Genomic DNA, 18308 nt, shown 5'->3' with positions numbered 1-18308 from the left:
CGGCTGTTTTTTTATTTCATCTTCTTATGCATATGTGACGCATAAAAGCCGGTGCTTTGGCAGATAATTTTTTGAAAGGAGAGAAATATATGGGCAATGAGAATATGGAATTGAATATCGGAAATTTGACAGCTCTGATCGGCCACAGCAGCGATATATCCATTAAAGATATCTATGCCGGTGCAGAAAAAGCTATAAAAGTCACCCTTATTTTTATTGAAGGGCTTGTTCAAAAGGATCATCTCAGCAATTTTATACTGAAACCCCTTTTAGAAAGCCCTTATTTTCGCTGTGCGAAGAATGAGGATGAAATAATAGATTTGATCGAATCAGGAGGCTTGTATTTCCCTGAACAAAAAAAACTTTTAGATATAGATTCTGCAGCTTCCGATATACTAAGCGGCAATGCCCTCCTGATATTCAATAAAAGCGCCGCAGCCTTTTCCTTCAATGTTCAAGGCTTTGATACAAGAAACATAACAGAACCTTCCAACGAAAACGTGATCAAGGGTCCTAAGGATTCCTTCGTGGAAACCTTCTCCACCAATATCGCTACCATAAGGAGAAAAATAAGGACCATAGATTTGATCATTAAAGAAGTGATAATAGGCAAGCAGACAAAGACTCCCGTAGGGATATTGTATATCAGAAATCTTGCCAATGAAAGCATGGTCGATGAGATAACAAAAAAAATCCAATCTATAGATGTGGATGGGGTGTTGACCACTTCTGTCATAGAAGAGCGCTTGAGGAGCAATAAGCTCTCTCCCTTTCCTCAGCTGCTGTATACCGAAAGGCCGGATAAATTTTGCTCAAATCTGCTTGAAGGCAGAGTGGGCATATTGATAGACGGCCTTCCTGTGACGCTTATCGCACCTGCCACCTTTGTACAATTTATGCAGGCACCCGAGGATTATTCCCAGAACTTCATCTATAGCTCTTCCATAAGGCTGCTGCGTTTTATACTCACTATACTGACCCTTTTCCTGCCCGGCTTTTATATAGCCGTAACCTCCTTTCACCAGGAAATGATACCTACCCAGCTTGCCTTATCGATACAGATTTCCAAAGAAGGAGTGCCTTTCCCCACCTTTATAGAAACCCTGGGGCTTCTGATAGCTTTTGAAATACTGGTAGAGGCAGGGATCAGGCTTCCTAAAACCGTAGGTCAAGCCTTATCCATAGTGGGGGCTGTCGTAGTAGGGCAAGCGGCGGTGGATGCTAAGCTGGTATCCCCCGCTGTAGTCGTGATGATAGCCTCAACCGCCATATCCAGCTATGTCATGCCAAATCAGGACTTTTCAAATGCTATCAGACTGTGGCGCTTCATAATCGCTATATCCAGCAGCATTGCGGGATTATTCGGCATGACCATTGCAGGTATTTTGCTGATATATCATCTATGCACCATAGATAACTACAGCGTGCCCTACCTGTCACCCTTTGTCTCCACGGATTCGATGCAGTTCCAGGATACTTTTTTCAGATTGCCTTTATCCTTTATGAAAAACAGGCCTGTCAATCTGAAGACCAAAAATAAGAAAAGGCGGAATTAGAGGTGCTTTAAGCCATGAAGAAATTAACAGTATTAATATTTATATCCCTTTTTCTCACTGCCGGCTGTACTAAATATAACTTTGGAAGGACCGAAATAAATAAGATACTTTTCGTCAATGCTGTCGGCATAGATAAGGCAGAGGACGGCAGTGATGATATCATCGTTTCGTCAGCCACAAAAAATATTAAGCCGGCCTCCGGATCAATAGGAGAAAGCAGCGATTCCAAAACAAAGGCCAATATACTGACGTCAAGGGGGGCTACAAATGCCGAAGCCATCAGGAACCTTTCCGCTTTTTCGGATAAAAGAGTCTTTTACGGCCATGCGGAATATATACTGGTGGGAGAGAATGCGGCCAAAGACGACATGCTGAAGTATATCGATCTCTTCAACAGAGATCACGAAATAAGATTGAATTCCAAAGTTTTAATCGTCAAGGGCAACACCGCTCTGTGTGCCCTAAGAGAAATAGGGAATGAAGACATATTCGTGGGAGATTTGTTGGAGAGTCTCTTGAGCAACAAGGATAAATTATCCATATCCGATGAAATACATATAGTTGACACAATGAATATGTTCGATTACCCATATATGTCCCCTTATATCCCCTGCATAGAAATTGTAAGCGGCAACTATGAAGATTCCGGCGAACAAAGCAACATAGACAGGCTCAAGCTGTCCGGCTTTGCATTATTCAAAGGCGAAAAGCTTTTCGGATATATAACGGATAGAATGGCAAGAGGCTTTAATTGGGTGAGAGGAAAAATAAGATCAGGAATAATTGTAGTAAAGGAGCCCGGGGGCCAATCCGTTTCTCTCGAAATAACGGAAAGCAAGACGAAAATCATACCAAAGCTTACAGGCGGTAAATTAAGCATTGCAATAAATATTCGATTATCCACCAATGTGATAAGCATAAAGGGCACTAAAAATATTTTCAAAAAAGATATACTGGATTATCTTGAGAATCAGCAGGAAGAAACAGTAAAAAAAGAAGCGGAGGACATATTATCCTTTGCAAAAGAAAATAATATGGATATATTCCCCATAAGCTATGAAGTATATCGAAAATATCCGGTTCTATGGGAGAGCATAAAAAATGATTGGAATAAAATATTCCCGGATCTTAAAATATCTGTGAATATCGATTCGGTTATAAACAGAACCTATGATATCGAAGAACCTATAAGAAGCGGGTACGGGGTGGAAAAATGATTTTTTGGCTGATTTTGATAGCTGTCATATCTCTGTATGACATCAATTATATGAGCAGCAGAAAGCTGTATAAGGAAATGGCCGTATTTCTATTGTTTGCCTTATCAGCCGCCGCTATGGCTTATTTGTACACAAGGAATCCTTACAGCATAAGCATAGCGGAATTTGCTCTTAAGCTATTCCGATATAAACAATGAGGGAGGTTTATTATCATATGCTGGAAAATAAAGGCAAGATTTCTTTAAGGCAGACCCTCCTTTTATATCTGACATTGATATTCTCCCCCTCAATACGCTTTGTCTCCACATACACCGCTCATATAGCGAAACAAGCCTCTTATCTAATGCCTATAATAGCATTATTTTCTCTATATATCATGTTTTTATTGCTGGATAAAACTATTAAGAAATATAACGATAAGCCTATGACTACTATTATCACTCTAATCATAGGAAAGACCGCCGGTAAAATATTATTGACAGTGTATGCTTTGTGGATTTTGATCATGACAGCCCTTTTCACCAGATATTACGCCGAAAGACTTGTAACTTCAATATTTTCTGATACAAACATAAGCATATTTATAGCCATCATGCTTATTATTGTGCTTATTACATTAAAATCAGGACTGACTATATTGGCAAGAATGAATGAAATAATCAACCCAATCATAGGTATAGTATTTTTCCTTCTGGTTATCTTTTTATTGCCTCAAGTAAAATTAAAGAATTTGATGCCCATAAGCTACATAGACATATTGCCGGTCCTTAAATCAAGCCCAGGCACAATCTCTCTATGGGGATATATATTTTTTATTTTTTTGATAAGTGATGAAATAAGCCATAAGGAAAATTTAATGAAGCAAAGTTTATATGCATCGTTGTACCTCGCATTCTATACTATAGTGCTTTTAATAGTAGTAATAGGTTCTCTCGGATCCTCCGTCACTGAAAAGTCTCCCTTGCCATTTATGTCTGCAGTAAAGCTGATATCTGTGTTTGACATATTGGAAAAAATTGAATCCTTTGCAGTAATAGTATGGGTTCTGAGTGACTTTGTTCTTATTGCTACTCTTTCTTACATAACTCTAAGGCTTATCGGAACCATCTTTAATCTAAAGGATGAAAAGCCTCTTTTAAATATTTTCATATTGGTATTATATCTTTTAGCCTTATTGATCACTGTACGCAAATTTGACCTGGAGCGTTTTTCCTACACTGTAGCAAATATAGGGGATATTGCCCTTACATTGATCATACCTCCCATTATTTTGCTTATCGGCTTAATGAAAAAAAAGAAAAAGGCGGCCTAAGCTACATCAGCCTAAGCTGCCTTTTTTTCAAATATGCTGTATACTACCGGTATCACCACCAATGTCAGCAATGTGGATATCATCAAACCGCTCATAAGCGACACAGCCATGGGCACCATGAGGCTGCTGCCGCCCAATGCCAAAGGGATCAGCCCTATTACGGTAGTAATGGTGGTCAGCATGATGGGCCGGAATCTCTTATTCACCGCATCTATGCAGGCTGTGTTTACATCCTTACTCTCGCTTCTTTCTGCATTTATAAAGTCTACAAGCAGTATGGCGTTGTTTACCACTATGCCCGCAAGACTTACAATTCCTAAAAGCGCAGTAAAGGACAAGGGCTGTCTGAACAATGCCAGGCCCAAAATTGATCCTATTACAGATAGGGGTATGGTTATGAGTATTATAAGAGGCTGCAGGAACGATCCGAACTGGAACAGCAGTATGATATAAACAAGCATCACCGCAAATATTGCAGATACTCCCAAATCCCCAAAATACTGGACTATCTTTTCTCTTTCACCGTCAAAGATTATTGATACATTGCCCACATCCGCACCTTTCAGCTTTTCCCCCAGGCTTCTTTCAATATCCACAGGATTATATCCGGTTTTAACATCGCTTAAAACCATTACGGCCATCTCTCGGTTGTATTTTTTTATCTGAGGGTACTGATGGGCGACGCTTATCGGTGCAACGGATTTCAGCAATGCTTTATTGCCGGTTACGGAAGATTTGACAGCCAGATTTTCCAGTTCCTCTTTGGACCTTATATCCCCCTCAACCTTTATATTATATTCACTTCCTTGCTGACGGAGCTTGCTGGGCACCCTTCCCATCAAGGCTATGTTTATCTCATTCTGCACATCATAGGAGCTGAGCCCGTAATAAGCTGCCAAATCAGGGGCCAAAGCCACATCATATTGATATATTCTGTCTGCATGATCATCTTCTATATTCATGGTGCCCGGTATTTCCTTCAGTAAGGACTTTATAAGGCCGGCCGTTTGCACCAGCGCATCCATATCCTTGCCGGAGACTCTCACAACCACAGGTGCTCCTGTAGGTTCAGCCAGCTCCAGCAGCTTTACAACCACCTTGCCCCCGGCAATCTTTCTATCGATCTCGGATTGAAGGTAATCGGAAAATTCTGAGTTGGTTTTGAATCTCCCGCCCTTCTTCAAGTCAACTCTCAGCAAGATCTGAGAAAAATCCTTTGAGGGTGTGCTTATAGGTACCGCATTGTAAAACTTTGGAAGTCCGTCACCGATAGCGGCGGTATAAAACTTTATTTCCTTTTGATCTTCCAGTATGCTAAACACATCTTCAGTTATCTCTTCCGTTTTTGCCAGATCATTGCTTCTTTCGCTGGTTATATTGATATACATCATATCCTTATCGGCATAGGGGAAAAATTGGAGCCCCAGCTGCAAAGCCATAAATATGGATAGGGCAAACGCTGCCACGGATAAAGCAACTGCCCGGCCTCTCCGCTTGAGAGCCTTATCCAGCAAGCTCATAAAAAACTTTCTTGCGGAATAGTTATGCTTTCTATCTTTGCTGGGCTTGAAAAAAATATATGCCAGGGAAGGGGTGACAAAAAGAGCAGTTATATAGGAAGCGCTCAAAGATATTATCACTATCAAAGGTACGCTTATAACATACTCCCCGGCTACCGAGTTCAGCATCAGCAAAGGTATAAATGCAGCAACTGTGGTCAAGGTGGAGGTAAAAACAGGCACTGCCACCTCTCTCACACCGCCTACACAAGCATCCATCCTGTCATCGCCCCTGTCCAGCCTGACCTGGATTGCGTCGCTGGTGACTATGGCATTATCCACCAGCATCCCCAAAGCGATTATGAGAGCAGATATGGATATCTGGTGGATCTTTATTCCCAGGAGGCTCATGATAACAAAGGTTGCCATGATAGATAGCGGTATGGCTGTGGATACAACTATGGCGTTTTTAAGTCCCATTCCCGCAAACACCACAATTATTACAAAGATCATGCCCTCGATCAGATTCAGTATAAAGTCATTGGTAGCCTTTGCCACATCCTCAGGTTGAAAGAGGATCTTATCCAAAACCAAATCCTCAGGAAGCTTTTCCATAAGCTTTGTCATAGTTTTTTCAACCTTTTTGCCCACTTCAACTATATTTTTGTTTTTTACAAAGTATCCGGTCAGAAGCACTGAGTTTTTGCCATTATATTTTACTTTATAGTTGGAATCCTCCAACCCCATTTCAACCCGGGCTATGTCCTTGAGTCTGACGGATATCCCGCTTTCGGGTGAGACATATACTACGGTATTTTTTATATCCTCTATATCCTCATACCGGCTTGAAACCATGACATTTATTGTGCTGCTCCCCTCTATGGCACCAGAAGGTATTTCAACATTAGAAGCTTTTATTATATTGACAAGGTCCTGCAGCGAAAGCATATATTGGTTGAGCTTCGATATGTCTGCAACCACCTTTACTTCTTTCTTCTGCACCCCATCTATATCAAATCTGGATACTCCTTCTATCTTCATCAGTTCGCTTTTCAAGCCCTCTGCGAAAAACTCCAGCTCTTCGTAGCTGTACTTTTCCCCCGACAGGCTTATTATCATTCCTGCGGTATCTGCCAGGTCAGTCTCGATATCGATCTTGCCGCAATCCTTGGGAAGCTCATTTTGCAGATCGTCCATCTTCTCCCTCAGGGCTGCCCAGGCTTTGTCAATATCCGCACCATTTCTCAGCCTCATTATTACAATGCTGGCACTATTGCGGGAGTATGATTGGGAATAATCATAGCCCTCTATCTCAACCAATTTATCTTCTATCGTTTTGGTCACCAGCTTTTCTACTATTTCAGGGGAAGCCCCCGGGTATATGGCTGTCATCATGGCAAAAGGAGGCGTGATGTCCGGATCTTCCTGCTTTGGTATCATGAAATAGTTGTAGAGGCCAAATATCATTACAGCGGCTGCCATAACGAAGGTTATCTTCTTATTGCGTATGGCAGCAGCAATAGCTTTCATCATCGTTCCATCCCCCTTAGTCATCGGATGATTTCTATCTTATCCCCGTGACTTATGCTCTTGATCCCTTCAAGTATCAACATTTCTCCCTTATTGAGCCCTGTGACTTCCACCATGTCCCCCTGTACCTTGCCTATCTTGATCTCCTTTTTTTGGGCTATTCCATTATCCGATAAATATACATAATCGTAGTCCCCCCTCAATACGCTGTTTAGAGGTATCATAACCGCATTATACTCTCCTGCGGGGACAGAGACCTTTACCACTGATCCTGCAGGCAGGTCTGCGTTTTCCAACACTGCTTCCGCATTATAGGTCTGGGTTTCCATATCCATTATTTTTGATATGTTCTTTATTTTCCCGTCATATAGGGTCCCTTTTGACTCAATAGTGATCCTATCTCCCAGTTTCACCTCTGCAGCATCCTCTTGCGTCAATCCGAAGCTCACTATACTGTCGGCGCTGCCCAGTATCACAACTGGATAGCCGGCAGCTATCAGTTCGCCTTGCTCCGACAGCACTTCCATGACATAGCCATCCATGTCGGCTTTCAAATCAGCATCCGCTAATGCGCTTTGTTTGTATCTAAGGTCAGTATCAGCCTGGTCCAGCTGGGATTTGAGAGCTTGCTTATCTTCCTCCCTGGCACCCTTCTCAGCCTGCTGGAGCATGGTCTTTGCACCTATGTATTCCTGCTCCCTGATGCTGAGCTCCAGCTCCGCCTTATCTAAATCCTGCTTTGACATGCCTCCCCCTTCGTATACCTTTCGAGCTTTCTCAAGGCTGTCCCGGGCAAATTCATAGGCTTTTTGCGCCTTTACTACATTTGCGGAAGCCAAATCAATATCCTCCGCAGTAGCTCCATTCAAAGCCTTTGAATATTGGGCCTCTGCACCCGCCTTAGCAGCCCGTGCAGCTTCCACGGCAAAGCTAAGATCCTTAGTGTCCAAAAGAGCTATAGTTTCTCCTTTTTTTACTTTTTGTCCTTGCTCTGCCTTGATGGCCGCTATTTTTCCGGAAGCTTTGAAGCTAAGCTTTTTTACTGTCTCGGGCTTTACAGTTCCTATATAGTGGAGCTCCTTCGTACTTGCTGTTTCCTTTACCTCAATAGCTCTAACAGGTTTCTTTATATCTTCCTCAGCATTTTTAGGAGCTGTCCCCTTGCATCCTGTAAGCGTCAAGACCAGTATGACCGCTCCCAGCAGTAACATTTTATTTTTCATCCGCATGACCCCCGATTATTAGCAGTATTTAAACGCTTGTTTTAAATATATGTTTTAATTTTAGCATTGATGAAGATGCTAATCAATAAAATTTATGGAAAGTTGCAAAAATATTGTGATAAGCTGAAAAATTATTCTTCCCGATGCTGATATGAGAAAAGATTATGCCAGGACAGTATCGATAAGAAGCTTCATATAATCCTCCAGATCCTCCTTGCTCCGGAGACATATCACGGAATGCTCGTGAGAGAAGCTATCTTCCACCAGCCTGTTTATAACGGGGCCTAAAATTCCCGAGAAGATCTGAAGATATTTGAGGTTCAGCAGCTTTTCATCATCTGATTTTATGATGGCTCCGATAATTCCTCTTATCATGGCCTGCAGCTCTTTGTTGAGATATATCTTCTGGATCAACGCCGGTTTATAGCTCCTATCCTCTGTCGCAAGATTCACTATCAAGCCAATGAGAGCAGGGTATTGAGCTATAAAGCCTGCCATGCTTTTGGCCCAGTCCAATATCTTGTCATAGGGTGATAGCTCCTGGGAGGTCAGTATGTTATATTGGATATTATATAGAGAGGTAGAGTAATGATATTCTACTTCCTTCAGAAGATTATTTTTATTTCCGAAGTAATAATTTATAGAGGCCACATTGACCCCTGCTATCTCCGTAAGCTCCCTTATCGTGACATCGCCTTTCAATCCGACCATATCTATGGCAGACTCTAATATTTTGCTTCTTGTATCCGACTCCATATTGCTCATAATAAAACCTCTTTTGATATATCTTTTAGTTTTATTCTACCATTGCTTTTTAATATTGTAAAACGGTGTCTTTTGACGCATTATATCCCGCTGCATACCCCGATGACCAGGCCCACTGCAGGTTAAAACCTCCGCAATCCCCGTCGATGTCCATTATTTCCCCGGAAAAATAGAGGCCGGGCTGGAGCCTGGACTCCATAGTCTTAGGATCGATGTCAGAGACATCTATCCCTCCTGCAGTCACCTGGGCTTCACTCCAGGATTGGGTGCCGGAAATAGGTATGACCCATCTCTTCAGCTTATGAGCTGCTGCTTTCACCTGCTCCCTGGATATATCCCCGCAAGGCATCGAAAGAGCGGCCACTCCCGCTTCCTTAAGAAGTACATTTATAAATCTTTTATTGATCAAGCCTATAAAGCTGAAATCAAAGGGCTTCGCCTGCCTGAGGGATGTCCTTCTTTCCAGCAATGATTCAAGGGCATCGAGAGCCATATGGGGAAACAGATCCAGTATGATATTGACTTTTTTGCCGTTTCTGAGCTGTTCTCCTGTGCACCGGCTCAGCTGGATCACCGGAGGCCCGGATACCCCATAATCCGTGAAGAGGATTTCTCCTCTTTCACGCCTAAGTATCCTGCCCTCAGATTCGACAGCCGCTTCACCGGTAATCTTTGCACCGGATAAAGCCTTAAGGTATGGGGCCTCCAATTTAAGCTTCACCAATGCGGGAAACGGCTCAACTATCCTATGACCGAAGGTCTTGGCCAAAGCATAGCCGCTTCCGTTGGAACCCAAGCCCGGATTGGCCTTGCCCCCGGCAGCCAGGATCACTTTATCGGCCCTGATTGCATCTTTATCCTTTAATTTTAAATTAAAGCCTTTTTTACCATGGCTTATAGCCTCTGCCCTGGCATCGCAGATTTCTTGGACCCCCAGGCTTTCCATCTCATATCTCAGCACATCCAGCACGGAGGAAGCCTGGCCTGAAGCCGGGAATACCTTTCCCCCATCTTCCTCTACACAATGTATCCCCAGATCCTCAAAAAAGTTCATGGCCGCCCTTTGGTCAAACTGAGCTAAGGCAGCATGGGCAAAAGCCCTCTTGCTGCCGTGGAAGCTCTCTATATCCATATAAGTATTGGTCAGATTGCATCTCCCGTTCCCCGTAGCCAATAACTTCTTCCCCACTCTGGGAAGCTGCTCTGCCACCGAAACATGAGCTCCGTTTCTCGCGGCCACGATAGCCGCCAGCATTCCCGATGCTCCGCCGCCTACTACAACTATTCTCAATTTATTCATCACCCGTCAGTCTATATTATCCATATTATTATATCACGGTTTTGATATTTTGAGCCCTTTTTACCGCTTTTCCGATCTCCTCATATCCTGTGCACCGGCATAGATTGGAGGAAAGCCATGTGATGATGCTTTTCAGGCAAAAAAAATATTACTGCATGAAATACTATCCTTTCATGCAGTAATATATGAATCTCAAACTGCCTTCCTGCTGCGGCAGCAGTCTACGACTTCATAGATTCCCTCTTTATATTCCACAGGTATGGTATAACCTTCCTTTACTGCTTTGATGAAGCTTCTTTCGTCCTTAACCCAGTCCGGCATCTTGGTGGCGAACTTGCCTATCTGCTGCATATGGTGGGCATCGCTGCCTCCTAAGGCTGAGACTCCAAGCTCTATAGCCAGCTCAAAGGCCTTGTTGTTGTGGTGCCACGGTGTGCTTCCGTTTAGGGCTTCTATACCCCACAGTAGATTCAACTGCCTTATATGATCTCCCATCCCTCTGTTGTTCTGCCTGTATGGATGAGAGCATACGGCCACGCCCCCCGCCTTGTCAACTATATCAGTCAATTCCTGTGCATGGATCTTTTTTCCCGGAAGCCTCTCCAGTCCGAATACGGTCATGTCCCCTTCAAAGGTTAATATCTCAGCTCCGGTGATTATCAGAAAGCCTGTTTCTTTCATCAAAACTTCGGCTTCTTTCTTTATTTTATTGCTCTCATGGTCTGTAATGCATACCCCATGAAGTCCCATCTCCATTGATCTGTATACTATTTCCTCCAGAGTGATAAAGCTGTCTCCAGAATATTTGCTTTCGTGCAAATGAGTGTCAATAAGCATTTCCATTCTCCTTGCATAATTTATCTATGTCTATTATAGCCTTTATGGAGCAAGGGCATGAAATGGATAATATCTATAAGAACATAAGCGCCTATAGAGATTATCTATAGGCGCCAAAATTATGATAAGCTTCATAGCTATTTATAGCATGCATTACTGCTATTTGGCATTATGATATGTGTTCGTATATCGATGTTCGCTTTGGCAGTTCTAGAGCTTGATCTCATAAAAAGCCTAACGGCACCCAAAGGACCTCCTGTCCTGGATGCCTTGGGCGGCGTCCATGCCGCCCATACGGCTTTTTATGTTCGCTCTTCGCTGAGAACTGTTGGCAAAGCAAACGAAATATCCTCAGCACATATCTTATATGCAATATACATGAGCTAATTTGCTGATGTTACTCGTATAGCTTCTTCAATTTTATTGAACACTGCCTCCCATGAAAATCTGCTCTTTATGATCTCCGGTATGTCTATATGTACGGGCTTCCCGGCTTTCACCTCATCTATCTGCCGCCTTAAAGCCGAGGCCAACCTTCTTTCATAACCGGGCATCTCGCTTTCCAGAGGCTTATCAATGCTTTCCAAAGCGGGCAATTTCACAAAGCTTACAGCTCCTGACCCAACTATATCCTCACCCATCCACTGCTGCATGCCCGGCAAATCGTTGGCAACCACTCTCAAGCCTGAGGCAAGAGCTTCTATGGTCACCAAAGACAACCCTTCATAGTAAGAGGGAAGGACAAATATATGGGATTCCCTATAGGCCTGTCCCAATGCAGGCTGGCTTATTTTGCCCAGAAATTCAACAGGATAAGGGCTGCTTTTCGCCAGAGCCATTATGGCCTTTTCCTGGGCTCCTGCACCCGAGCCTGCAAGTGCGAGGCTTATTTCATCCCCTTCATAAGGCAGCAAAGACATGGCCTCAATGAGCGAGTTCACCCCTTTGGCAAAGCTGAGCTTGCCGGCATATATGAGCTTTATAGGCTTTGCGGCCGGCTTGACCTTTGGAGGATAAAAAATGCTTTCGTCATAGCCTCCGCCTGCAACTATTATCCTGTCCCTTTGAACTCCATACCTTTCGGCAATGACATCCTGCTGATGGCTGCTCAATGCTATTATTCCTTCCAGCTTTCTCGCCCCACGGATAACATAATCCCTATGCTTTGAAGCGCAATCCAATTGCCTCAAATCAGTCCCATGGCATATTACTATGACAGGAATATCAGGCAGGAGCTCTTTGGCATAAGCGGTAAGCATCCATAGATGATGGGCTATGATCATATCAGGCTTGAAGCTGCGGGCAGCTTCAACAATAACAGAGCCGAAAGCTGCTTTCCATTTCCTTAGCATCTCCGCATCCATATCGCAATATTTGGTGCTTTCATAAGGCATCACATCGCTCATTCCCGGCACGGGAAAAGGAAGCTCTTCGGTTTCAAATACCACCTTATAAAAAGCTTCATCCGAAAGACCGGCAATATCCCGTTTCTTATCCTTTAAAGATACACCGGCAATCAATGCTTGTTCATAGCCTTTCATACCGCCTATCCTCAGCAAGCTTTCAGCAAATATTCCGCTTCCCGTCTCGCCGGGTTTTTGTGAAATTATATGAAGTATTCTCATATCAAACCCTCATCCGGCCCGTTAAATCCTTGCCCTTCTGATAATCGTCCAGTAAGGTAGGCTTTTCACTCAAAATCTGCTCTACCAATTGCTGCACTATATTTGTACTTTTAAAATTATGAGGCATGTTCTCTATATATTTATTTATATCCTCGGGTCTGTCCATACCTGCCTGTTTCAAGAAATTGAACAATATATCGGCCCTGCCCATGACTATTTCTTCCTCTTCTGCACCCATGAGCTCCTGCACCCTATTGTAAAGAAAGGATGCCAGTTCATAATGATTGGAAAATGGCACGGCTTGCCTGCTTACCCTTTCGTTGAAAGCCTTTTGAAGTCTCTTTAAGGCGATTTCTCCGGAAAGTATCATGCCGTTCAGTTCATCCAGGATTTCATATTCATCTCTTGAGAGCTTTCCGCTCAGAGGTTTATATACCAGATCATGCTCTACCTCAGCCCAGGCGTGCATGAGTACGGTAGCTATCTGAATCTCGATCAAAGCATCCGAATAGCTATTGTCCTCTTTATAATGCTGCGGCTTCAGCTTAACTCTATAGTGGGTGGCGTGATAGCCGGAAAAAACCTTTTTGTATATGCCTGAACCTCCATTGGGTTCTAAATCCTGGGGGAACTCTTTGATCTCAACGACATCAAAACTGCTCTTAACAAACTTCTCTACCTCTTCCTTATCTCCCGGGAAATATAAAGCGATTCTCACCCCCGCCAGATCAACTATATCCTCATAAATCTCTTCAATATTTTTATATTTGTTCTTCTCGTTTCTTTTGATCAGCTTATCCTTGAGCTTATCCGGCCTTTTTGCTCTATAGGTTACGATAGCTCTGATACCGGCCGTTTCCAGCTCGTTCTCGCATACTTGAGCGCAAAGCTTTGAAGCACCTTCATAATAATCAATATCCCTTATATATTGATTAAGAAACCGGCTTAAAACTTCCATATATACACCTCACTAAATAATTGCCCTGTTATAGGTTTTACCCTAATATCATTATAGCATTATTGTAATCAAGTTGATATTTTATGCGAAAATTTAAAAGAGCAAGACAAAATAGAAAGAAGGTAAATGAAGGAGCCTTCCTCTAAAACTCAAGCTTTGGCATAAAGATGATGCCATATTTACCTCCCAAATTGAATATCCAAAATTGAGAAGAAAGTCGCCTATGCCTATGCTATAATTGCAGTATCGGGCAGCAGATCCCCACCAGTGCACAAATGATCCTATGGCAAAGGCTTAGCGGGAGGTGCGGTTCCGGAAATACAGGACTATGAACCAAAAAAGAAAAAGGAGGCGGCAAAAAAATGACACAGGAAGAAATGTGGAAAGCAGTATCCGAAAATGATGCATCCTATGACGGTATCTTTTTCTATGCGGTCAGGTCCACCGGAATTTATTGCCGTCCCTCCTGCAAATCAAAAATACCGAGACGTGAAAATATTTGTTTTTTTGATACTGCGGAGCAAGCGAGAGCCGCCGGCTTTCGTCCCTGCAAGCGATGCAGAAGCGACCTTTTAGATTATCAGCCAATCAAAGAAATTGCAGAAAGGGCAAAACGGCTGCTGGAGGACTCCTTTCGCAAGAGATGTGGACTGAATCAGGAGCTGCGGCATCTGGGGGTGTCCCAGCGCCGCATGGTTGAAATCTTTAAGGACGAATACGGCGTTACGCTGTCTGAATATGTGGGCAATCTCCGTTTGGCGGAAGCAAAACGGCTGCTTTCAGATACCAATGACGAGATCATTGACATCGCATATTCCATAGGATTTGGCGGTCTATCATCGTTTTATCGCTTTTTCAAAAACAGTACAGGGTTATCCCCTGCTGCATACAGAAAGGAGCACAGAGAATGAGCAAGCACGCTTTCTATGATTTTGAATTTGGAATTTTGAAGATCGGATACACCGATAGGGCAATCGTTTTGTTGAAGCAAGCGGAGCAAATCGATGCCGACAACGAGCCTTCTGCGCTTTCCGATCTGGCTTTTGAACAGATACGCGCATATCTCAAAGGCACGCGCAAGATATTCGACTTCCCATACGAGCTTCATGGCACGGAGTTTCAGAAAAAAGTGTGGAATGAGCTTTGTAAGATTCCTTATGGTGAAACCCGCACATATAAACAAATAGCGGCAGAGGTCGGCAATCCTAAAGCAAGCCGCGCAGTGGGCATGGCGAACAATAAAAACCCGATGATGCTCGCCGTTCCATGCCATCGGGTAATCGGAACAAACGGCGCTCTCACCGGTTACGCAGGCGGCCTTGATATGAAAAAAGCCCTGCTGGAGCTTGAGCGGAGCCAAGCGGCATACAAGGAGGGGCAGTAAATGAGCGGTATTAGGATTCCAAGTATTAAAATTTCTGACATTGATATGGGGACATGCTATTTTAACCCCGGCTGCGCACTAAGTATCTACAAACCTGAATCCGGGCAAAAGTTACTGAATATGCTGAACAAACACTTCGGGCCGGTGCAGCTGCACAGCATTTGCTGTCATCACGATCCTAAGCTGCCCCATGGCTCTACCATCATAAATAACTGCGCAGGCTGCGACAGAAGATTCCGTTCCTTATATGAAGGAATAAAGACTATCTCACTATGGGAAGTATTGGACAGCATCGAAAATCTACCTCTGCCGGATCATACCGGACTGACGGTCTCGGTGCAAGACTCTTGCTCATACCGGCCAAAGCCCCAGGTACATGCTGCAGTCAGAAGGATTTTGCGGAAAATGAATATGGAAATCATCGAGTCCAAATACAGCGGAACAAGGTCCATCTGCTGTGGCGATAATTTCTATCCGCAGCTTTCGATCGGAAAAGTTACAGAGCTGCAAAAAAAGCGTGCTGCCCAGATGCCTTGCCAGGATGTTGTGGTCTATTGTGTATCCTGCATTAAATCCATGGCTATCGGTGGGAAAGTGCCCCATCACATGGCTGATCTTGTCTTAAATGAAGAAACTGAACCACAGGAAACGAGAATCGATGTGTACCACGACACGCTGAATAAGTACATCGATGAGCACTAATCAGATTGATTAATTATAGCGGCAGTCAAACCGCTGCTTTCAGTGACACCACATTTAGCCGGCGGAAACGCAATTCTTCTTTTGGAGAACGGCGCCTGTACGCCAAGCTCTCTTTTTGGTGCAGTCATTGAGAGGACAATCATATCTAAAACCACTATCATAATTTAAGGAGCTGATGTAAATGGAATGGATTACAAGACTGAACACCGCCATTGGGTATATTGAGGAAAATCTCACTAATGATATTGACTACGAGCAGCTGGGCCGGCTGGCTTGCTGTTCTTCCTATCACTTTCAGCGGATGTTCGGCTACATGGCGGGGATGCCCCTGTCCGAGTATATCCGCCGCAGAAAGATGAGCCGCGCTGCTGTGGATTTACAAAGCGGCGAGGAAAAGATCATCAATATCGCAGCAAAGTACGGCTATGACTCGCCCACTGCGTTCAATCGTGCGTTTCAAAGCGTGCATGGCTTTCCGCCGTCGCAGGCCAAGGAAGAGGGCCGAACCCTCAAATCCTTCCCGCCCATCAGCTTTCAGATTATGATCAAAGGAGCGGTACAAATGGATTACAGGATCGAGAAAAAGGATGCATTTCGCATTGTGGGTATCAGCACCCCTCTGGAAGCTGAGATTGAAAAGAACTTTGAAACGGTGCCCCTGTTTTGGGGAAAGGCTGCACAGGACGGCACTATCCCGAAGCTGTGTGAAAAAATGAACAGCCAGCCTATGGGCATTCTGGGAGTCAGTGCCTGCAGTGATACAGCTGAAAACTGGCGGTATTACATAGCTGCTGCCAGCACAGCCGAAGCTGGAGAGTTCGAAGAATACACCGTCCCTGCGTTTACATGGGCTATTTTCAGCGGGCAGGGCACCGGGGTTTCCATTCAGGAATTGGAGCGGCGCATTGTTACCGAATGGCTGCCAACCTCCGGTTACGAATATGCCAACGGCCCGGATGTTGAGGTTTACCTTGACCCTAACCCAGAGAACACCAAGTACGAAGTATGGATTCCCATTGTCAAAAAGGGGGAATAAAGAAAAATAGGGGTGTTGCCCCAAAACCTTGTGGTTTTATTATACCTTACAATATTAATAGATCGGACACTTGATATAAAATTTAATTGAGCAAAAGGCCTGTATAGAAATGTATGGTTTTTTTGTGTTATAACAAAAGAATGCCAGCTAACCCATGCTTGTTAGTTTCAACCTTCATCATTGTTGTTGACATGCTCCCTAGAATGGCACACGTTGAGTGCGTAATAATGATGACGAATAGTGGTTCTAAGGGAAAATGAGGCAGGTATACCACTACATGTAGTGGTTTTGGAGCTAAAAATGAGCAAAAAACAGGGTCAAAAACTGCATTTTTTGACCCTGCTTTTTGGGGCGTTTCATAGATGACATTCGGTATTTCAGAGTTCATGCTTGAATTTCCCATAGCTTGACAATAAAATGTTAAATATAGAACATATAAACAAACAGGAATTTAGAGGTATATGTTTATGGCTATCATAAAAGTTTCAGGAACAAAAAAAGAATATATCGACCTGCTGTTCCTGGCAGATGAACAGGAAAATATGATAGATAAATACCTCGAACGTGGCAAAATGCATATTTTGGATGACAATGAGGTAAAAGCTGAATGCGTGGTTACTAAAGAGACAGACGGCATTTATGAGCTTAAAAATATTGCAGTTAAGCCTGATTGTCAGCGAAAAGGCTATGGAAAAAGCTTGATAGAACTTCTGTTCTCCTATTACACTGATTGTAAAGCTATGCTTGTCGGAATTGGTGACAGTCTTTCCGCTCTTGATTTTTATCAGAAGTGCGGTTTTAGAGAGTCATGAATGATAAACTTTTTACTGACAACTATGACCATCCGATATTTAAATTTATACCGCTGAACAAGTATCATAAGATGTTTGTTGAGAAATGGTATTTAATTCTGTATCAGATCTAGGATCAGACGGTGTATGTTGACTATATCGTAGATTGCAGACAGGTTCATGGATAGCTGGTGAAGTAAAATTATTAATACTAACATGTAGATTAACAGAAATTTGAAAGGGGATAGTGTATGAAATCTAATCTAAAAGGACGAATCATCATTATAACTGTCGTTGCATTTGTTTTATCGTGGTTTTCCGACTTTCTGCCAAAACAGGTTGTCAAAATCGTTACAGGAAGTTATATATCAAAGCAAGAAGATGGCAACGATTATAAGCTCAAAGATGTAGAATATTCACCAGCCCATGACTGCTATTTTGCGTATTATTATAAGAAAGAAAATCCAAGTGGCGAAACACGAAACATTGGTGTCTACTATCGTTGGTTGCCATTTAATGTTTATTTTGATTCCGCATATCCAGGCTGACAAACAGGAATTTATCAAGTAGCCT

Annotated in this window: 16 protein-coding genes and 2 pseudogenes; 11 read left to right on the top strand and 7 right to left on the bottom strand. The window is 43.2% G+C overall.

Annotated features, from left to right (window positions below):
* The first annotated feature begins 89 nt into the window (after positions 1–89).
* The 4 genes from LJD61_RS11445 to LJD61_RS11430 are packed head-to-tail and all read left to right on the top strand — an operon-like array spanning position 90 to position 4085.
* On the top strand, positions 90–1556 hold the full coding sequence (locus LJD61_RS11445) for a spore germination protein (RefSeq protein ID WP_255227674.1): 1467 nt from the start codon (positions 90–92) through the stop codon (positions 1554–1556).
* Positions 1557–1570: 14 nt separating this feature from the next.
* Positions 1571–2773 (top strand): Ger(x)C family spore germination protein, encoded by a 1203-nt coding sequence (locus LJD61_RS11440; RefSeq protein WP_255227673.1) that lies wholly within the window; start codon positions 1571–1573, stop codon positions 2771–2773.
* On the top strand, positions 2770–2970 hold the full coding sequence (locus LJD61_RS11435; RefSeq protein WP_255227672.1) for a hypothetical protein: 201 nt from the start codon (positions 2770–2772) through the stop codon (positions 2968–2970). Before LJD61_RS11440 ends, LJD61_RS11435 begins: the two co-directional genes overlap by 4 nt.
* A 17-nt stretch (positions 2971–2987) precedes the next feature.
* Positions 2988–4085 (top strand): GerAB/ArcD/ProY family transporter, encoded by a 1098-nt coding sequence (locus LJD61_RS11430; RefSeq protein ID WP_255227671.1) that lies wholly within the window; start codon positions 2988–2990, stop codon positions 4083–4085.
* An 11-nt stretch (positions 4086–4096) separates the two neighbouring features.
* Here LJD61_RS11430 and LJD61_RS11425 read toward each other — a convergent pair whose 3' ends face one another.
* The 7 genes from LJD61_RS11425 to LJD61_RS11395 all read right to left on the bottom strand — a co-directional run bounded on the left by LJD61_RS11425 (position 4097) and on the right by LJD61_RS11395 (position 13822).
* Entirely contained in the window at positions 4097–7117 is a 3021-nt protein-coding gene (locus tag LJD61_RS11425; protein WP_255227670.1) for an efflux RND transporter permease subunit, read from the bottom strand.
* A gap of 17 nt (positions 7118–7134) precedes the next feature.
* Positions 7135–8337, bottom strand: a complete 1203-nt coding sequence (locus LJD61_RS11420; protein WP_255227669.1) for an efflux RND transporter periplasmic adaptor subunit — start codon at positions 8335–8337, stop codon at positions 7135–7137.
* A 162-nt stretch (positions 8338–8499) separates the two neighbouring features.
* Positions 8500–9102 (bottom strand): TetR/AcrR family transcriptional regulator, encoded by a 603-nt coding sequence (locus LJD61_RS11415; RefSeq protein WP_255227668.1) that lies wholly within the window; start codon positions 9100–9102, stop codon positions 8500–8502.
* 49 nt (positions 9103–9151) lie between these two features.
* Positions 9152–10402 (bottom strand): BaiN/RdsA family NAD(P)/FAD-dependent oxidoreductase, encoded by a 1251-nt coding sequence (locus LJD61_RS11410; RefSeq protein ID WP_255227667.1) that lies wholly within the window; start codon positions 10400–10402, stop codon positions 9152–9154.
* 192 nt (positions 10403–10594) lie between these two features.
* Complete coding sequence (locus LJD61_RS11405; RefSeq protein ID WP_255227666.1) at positions 10595–11239, bottom strand: PHP-associated domain-containing protein; 645 nt, start codon at positions 11237–11239, stop codon at positions 10595–10597.
* Between the two features lie 383 nt (positions 11240–11622).
* The gene (locus LJD61_RS11400; RefSeq protein ID WP_255227665.1) at positions 11623–12864 is read right to left on the bottom strand and encodes a glycosyltransferase family 4 protein; all 1242 of its coding nucleotides are present in this window, start codon (positions 12862–12864) and stop codon (positions 11623–11625) included.
* Between the two features lies 1 nt (position 12865).
* Complete coding sequence (locus tag LJD61_RS11395) at positions 12866–13822, bottom strand: GTP pyrophosphokinase (RefSeq protein WP_255227664.1); 957 nt, start codon at positions 13820–13822, stop codon at positions 12866–12868.
* A 362-nt stretch (positions 13823–14184) separates the two neighbouring features.
* Between LJD61_RS11395 and LJD61_RS11390 the strand changes: the two genes are divergently transcribed.
* The 7 genes and pseudogenes from LJD61_RS11390 (at position 14185) to LJD61_RS11360 (ending at position 18283) form a co-directional block, all read left to right on the top strand.
* On the top strand, positions 14185–14733 hold the full coding sequence (locus LJD61_RS11390) for a bifunctional transcriptional activator/DNA repair enzyme AdaA (protein WP_255227663.1): 549 nt from the start codon (positions 14185–14187) through the stop codon (positions 14731–14733).
* Positions 14730–15206, top strand: coding sequence for a methylated-DNA--[protein]-cysteine S-methyltransferase (locus LJD61_RS11385; RefSeq protein WP_255227662.1), 477 nt, complete (start codon positions 14730–14732; stop codon positions 15204–15206). Before LJD61_RS11390 ends, LJD61_RS11385 begins: the two co-directional genes overlap by 4 nt.
* Positions 15207–15908: a (Fe-S)-binding protein gene (locus LJD61_RS11380; RefSeq protein ID WP_255227661.1), complete on the top strand. Its 702-nt coding sequence runs from the start codon at positions 15207–15209 to the stop codon at positions 15906–15908. It abuts the gene before it with no gap.
* 181 nt (positions 15909–16089) lie between these two features.
* Complete coding sequence (locus LJD61_RS11375) at positions 16090–16944, top strand: AraC family transcriptional regulator (RefSeq protein WP_255227660.1); 855 nt, start codon at positions 16090–16092, stop codon at positions 16942–16944.
* A 467-nt stretch (positions 16945–17411) separates the two neighbouring features.
* Positions 17412–17800, top strand: a pseudogene (locus tag LJD61_RS11370) (GNAT family N-acetyltransferase); the annotation flags it as partial.
* Positions 17798–17866: pseudogene (locus LJD61_RS20775) on the top strand (type II toxin-antitoxin system RelE/ParE family toxin); the annotation flags it as partial. The pseudogenes LJD61_RS11370 and LJD61_RS20775, both read left to right, overlap by 3 nt.
* A gap of 120 nt (positions 17867–17986) precedes the next feature.
* Positions 17987–18283 (top strand): hypothetical protein, encoded by a 297-nt coding sequence (locus LJD61_RS11360; protein WP_255227659.1) that lies wholly within the window; start codon positions 17987–17989, stop codon positions 18281–18283.
* Positions 18284–18308 lie beyond the last annotated feature (25 nt).

The sequence above is a fragment of the Lutispora saccharofermentans genome, from assembly GCF_024363565.1.
Classification (GTDB): domain Bacteria; phylum Bacillota; class Clostridia; order Lutisporales; family Lutisporaceae; genus Lutispora; species Lutispora saccharofermentans.
This window is presented reverse-complemented; position numbering and strand designations above follow the sequence as displayed.

Bases quoted from the DNA above. Each gene is read 5' to 3' on its own strand.
- LJD61_RS11420 (WP_255227669.1), bottom strand. From the start codon at position 8,337: ATGAAAAATAAAATGTTACTGCTGGGAGCGGTCATACTGGTCTTGACG.
- LJD61_RS11360 (WP_255227659.1), top strand. From the start codon at position 17,987: ATGAAATCTAATCTAAAAGGACGAATCATCATTATAACTGTCGTTGCA.
- LJD61_RS11440 (WP_255227673.1), top strand. From the start codon at position 1,571: ATGAAGAAATTAACAGTATTAATATTTATATCCCTTTTTCTCACTGCC.
- LJD61_RS11405 (WP_255227666.1), bottom strand. From the start codon at position 11,239: ATGCTTATTGACACTCATTTGCACGAAAGCAAATATTCTGGAGACAGC.
- LJD61_RS11415 (WP_255227668.1), bottom strand. From the start codon at position 9,102: ATGAGCAATATGGAGTCGGATACAAGAAGCAAAATATTAGAGTCTGCC.
- LJD61_RS11435 (WP_255227672.1), top strand. From the start codon at position 2,770: ATGATTTTTTGGCTGATTTTGATAGCTGTCATATCTCTGTATGACATC.
- LJD61_RS11395 (WP_255227664.1), bottom strand. From the start codon at position 13,822: ATGGAAGTTTTAAGCCGGTTTCTTAATCAATATATAAGGGATATTGAT.
- LJD61_RS11400 (WP_255227665.1), bottom strand. From the start codon at position 12,864: ATGAGAATACTTCATATAATTTCACAAAAACCCGGCGAGACGGGAAGC.
- LJD61_RS11375 (WP_255227660.1), top strand. From the start codon at position 16,090: ATGGAATGGATTACAAGACTGAACACCGCCATTGGGTATATTGAGGAA.
- LJD61_RS11390 (WP_255227663.1), top strand. From the start codon at position 14,185: ATGACACAGGAAGAAATGTGGAAAGCAGTATCCGAAAATGATGCATCC.
- LJD61_RS11425 (WP_255227670.1), bottom strand. From the start codon at position 7,117: ATGATGAAAGCTATTGCTGCTGCCATACGCAATAAGAAGATAACCTTC.
- LJD61_RS11385 (WP_255227662.1), top strand. From the start codon at position 14,730: ATGAGCAAGCACGCTTTCTATGATTTTGAATTTGGAATTTTGAAGATC.
- LJD61_RS11430 (WP_255227671.1), top strand. From the start codon at position 2,988: ATGCTGGAAAATAAAGGCAAGATTTCTTTAAGGCAGACCCTCCTTTTA.
- LJD61_RS11380 (WP_255227661.1), top strand. From the start codon at position 15,207: ATGAGCGGTATTAGGATTCCAAGTATTAAAATTTCTGACATTGATATG.
- LJD61_RS11445 (WP_255227674.1), top strand. From the start codon at position 90: ATGGGCAATGAGAATATGGAATTGAATATCGGAAATTTGACAGCTCTG.
- LJD61_RS11410 (WP_255227667.1), bottom strand. From the start codon at position 10,402: ATGAATAAATTGAGAATAGTTGTAGTAGGCGGCGGAGCATCGGGAATG.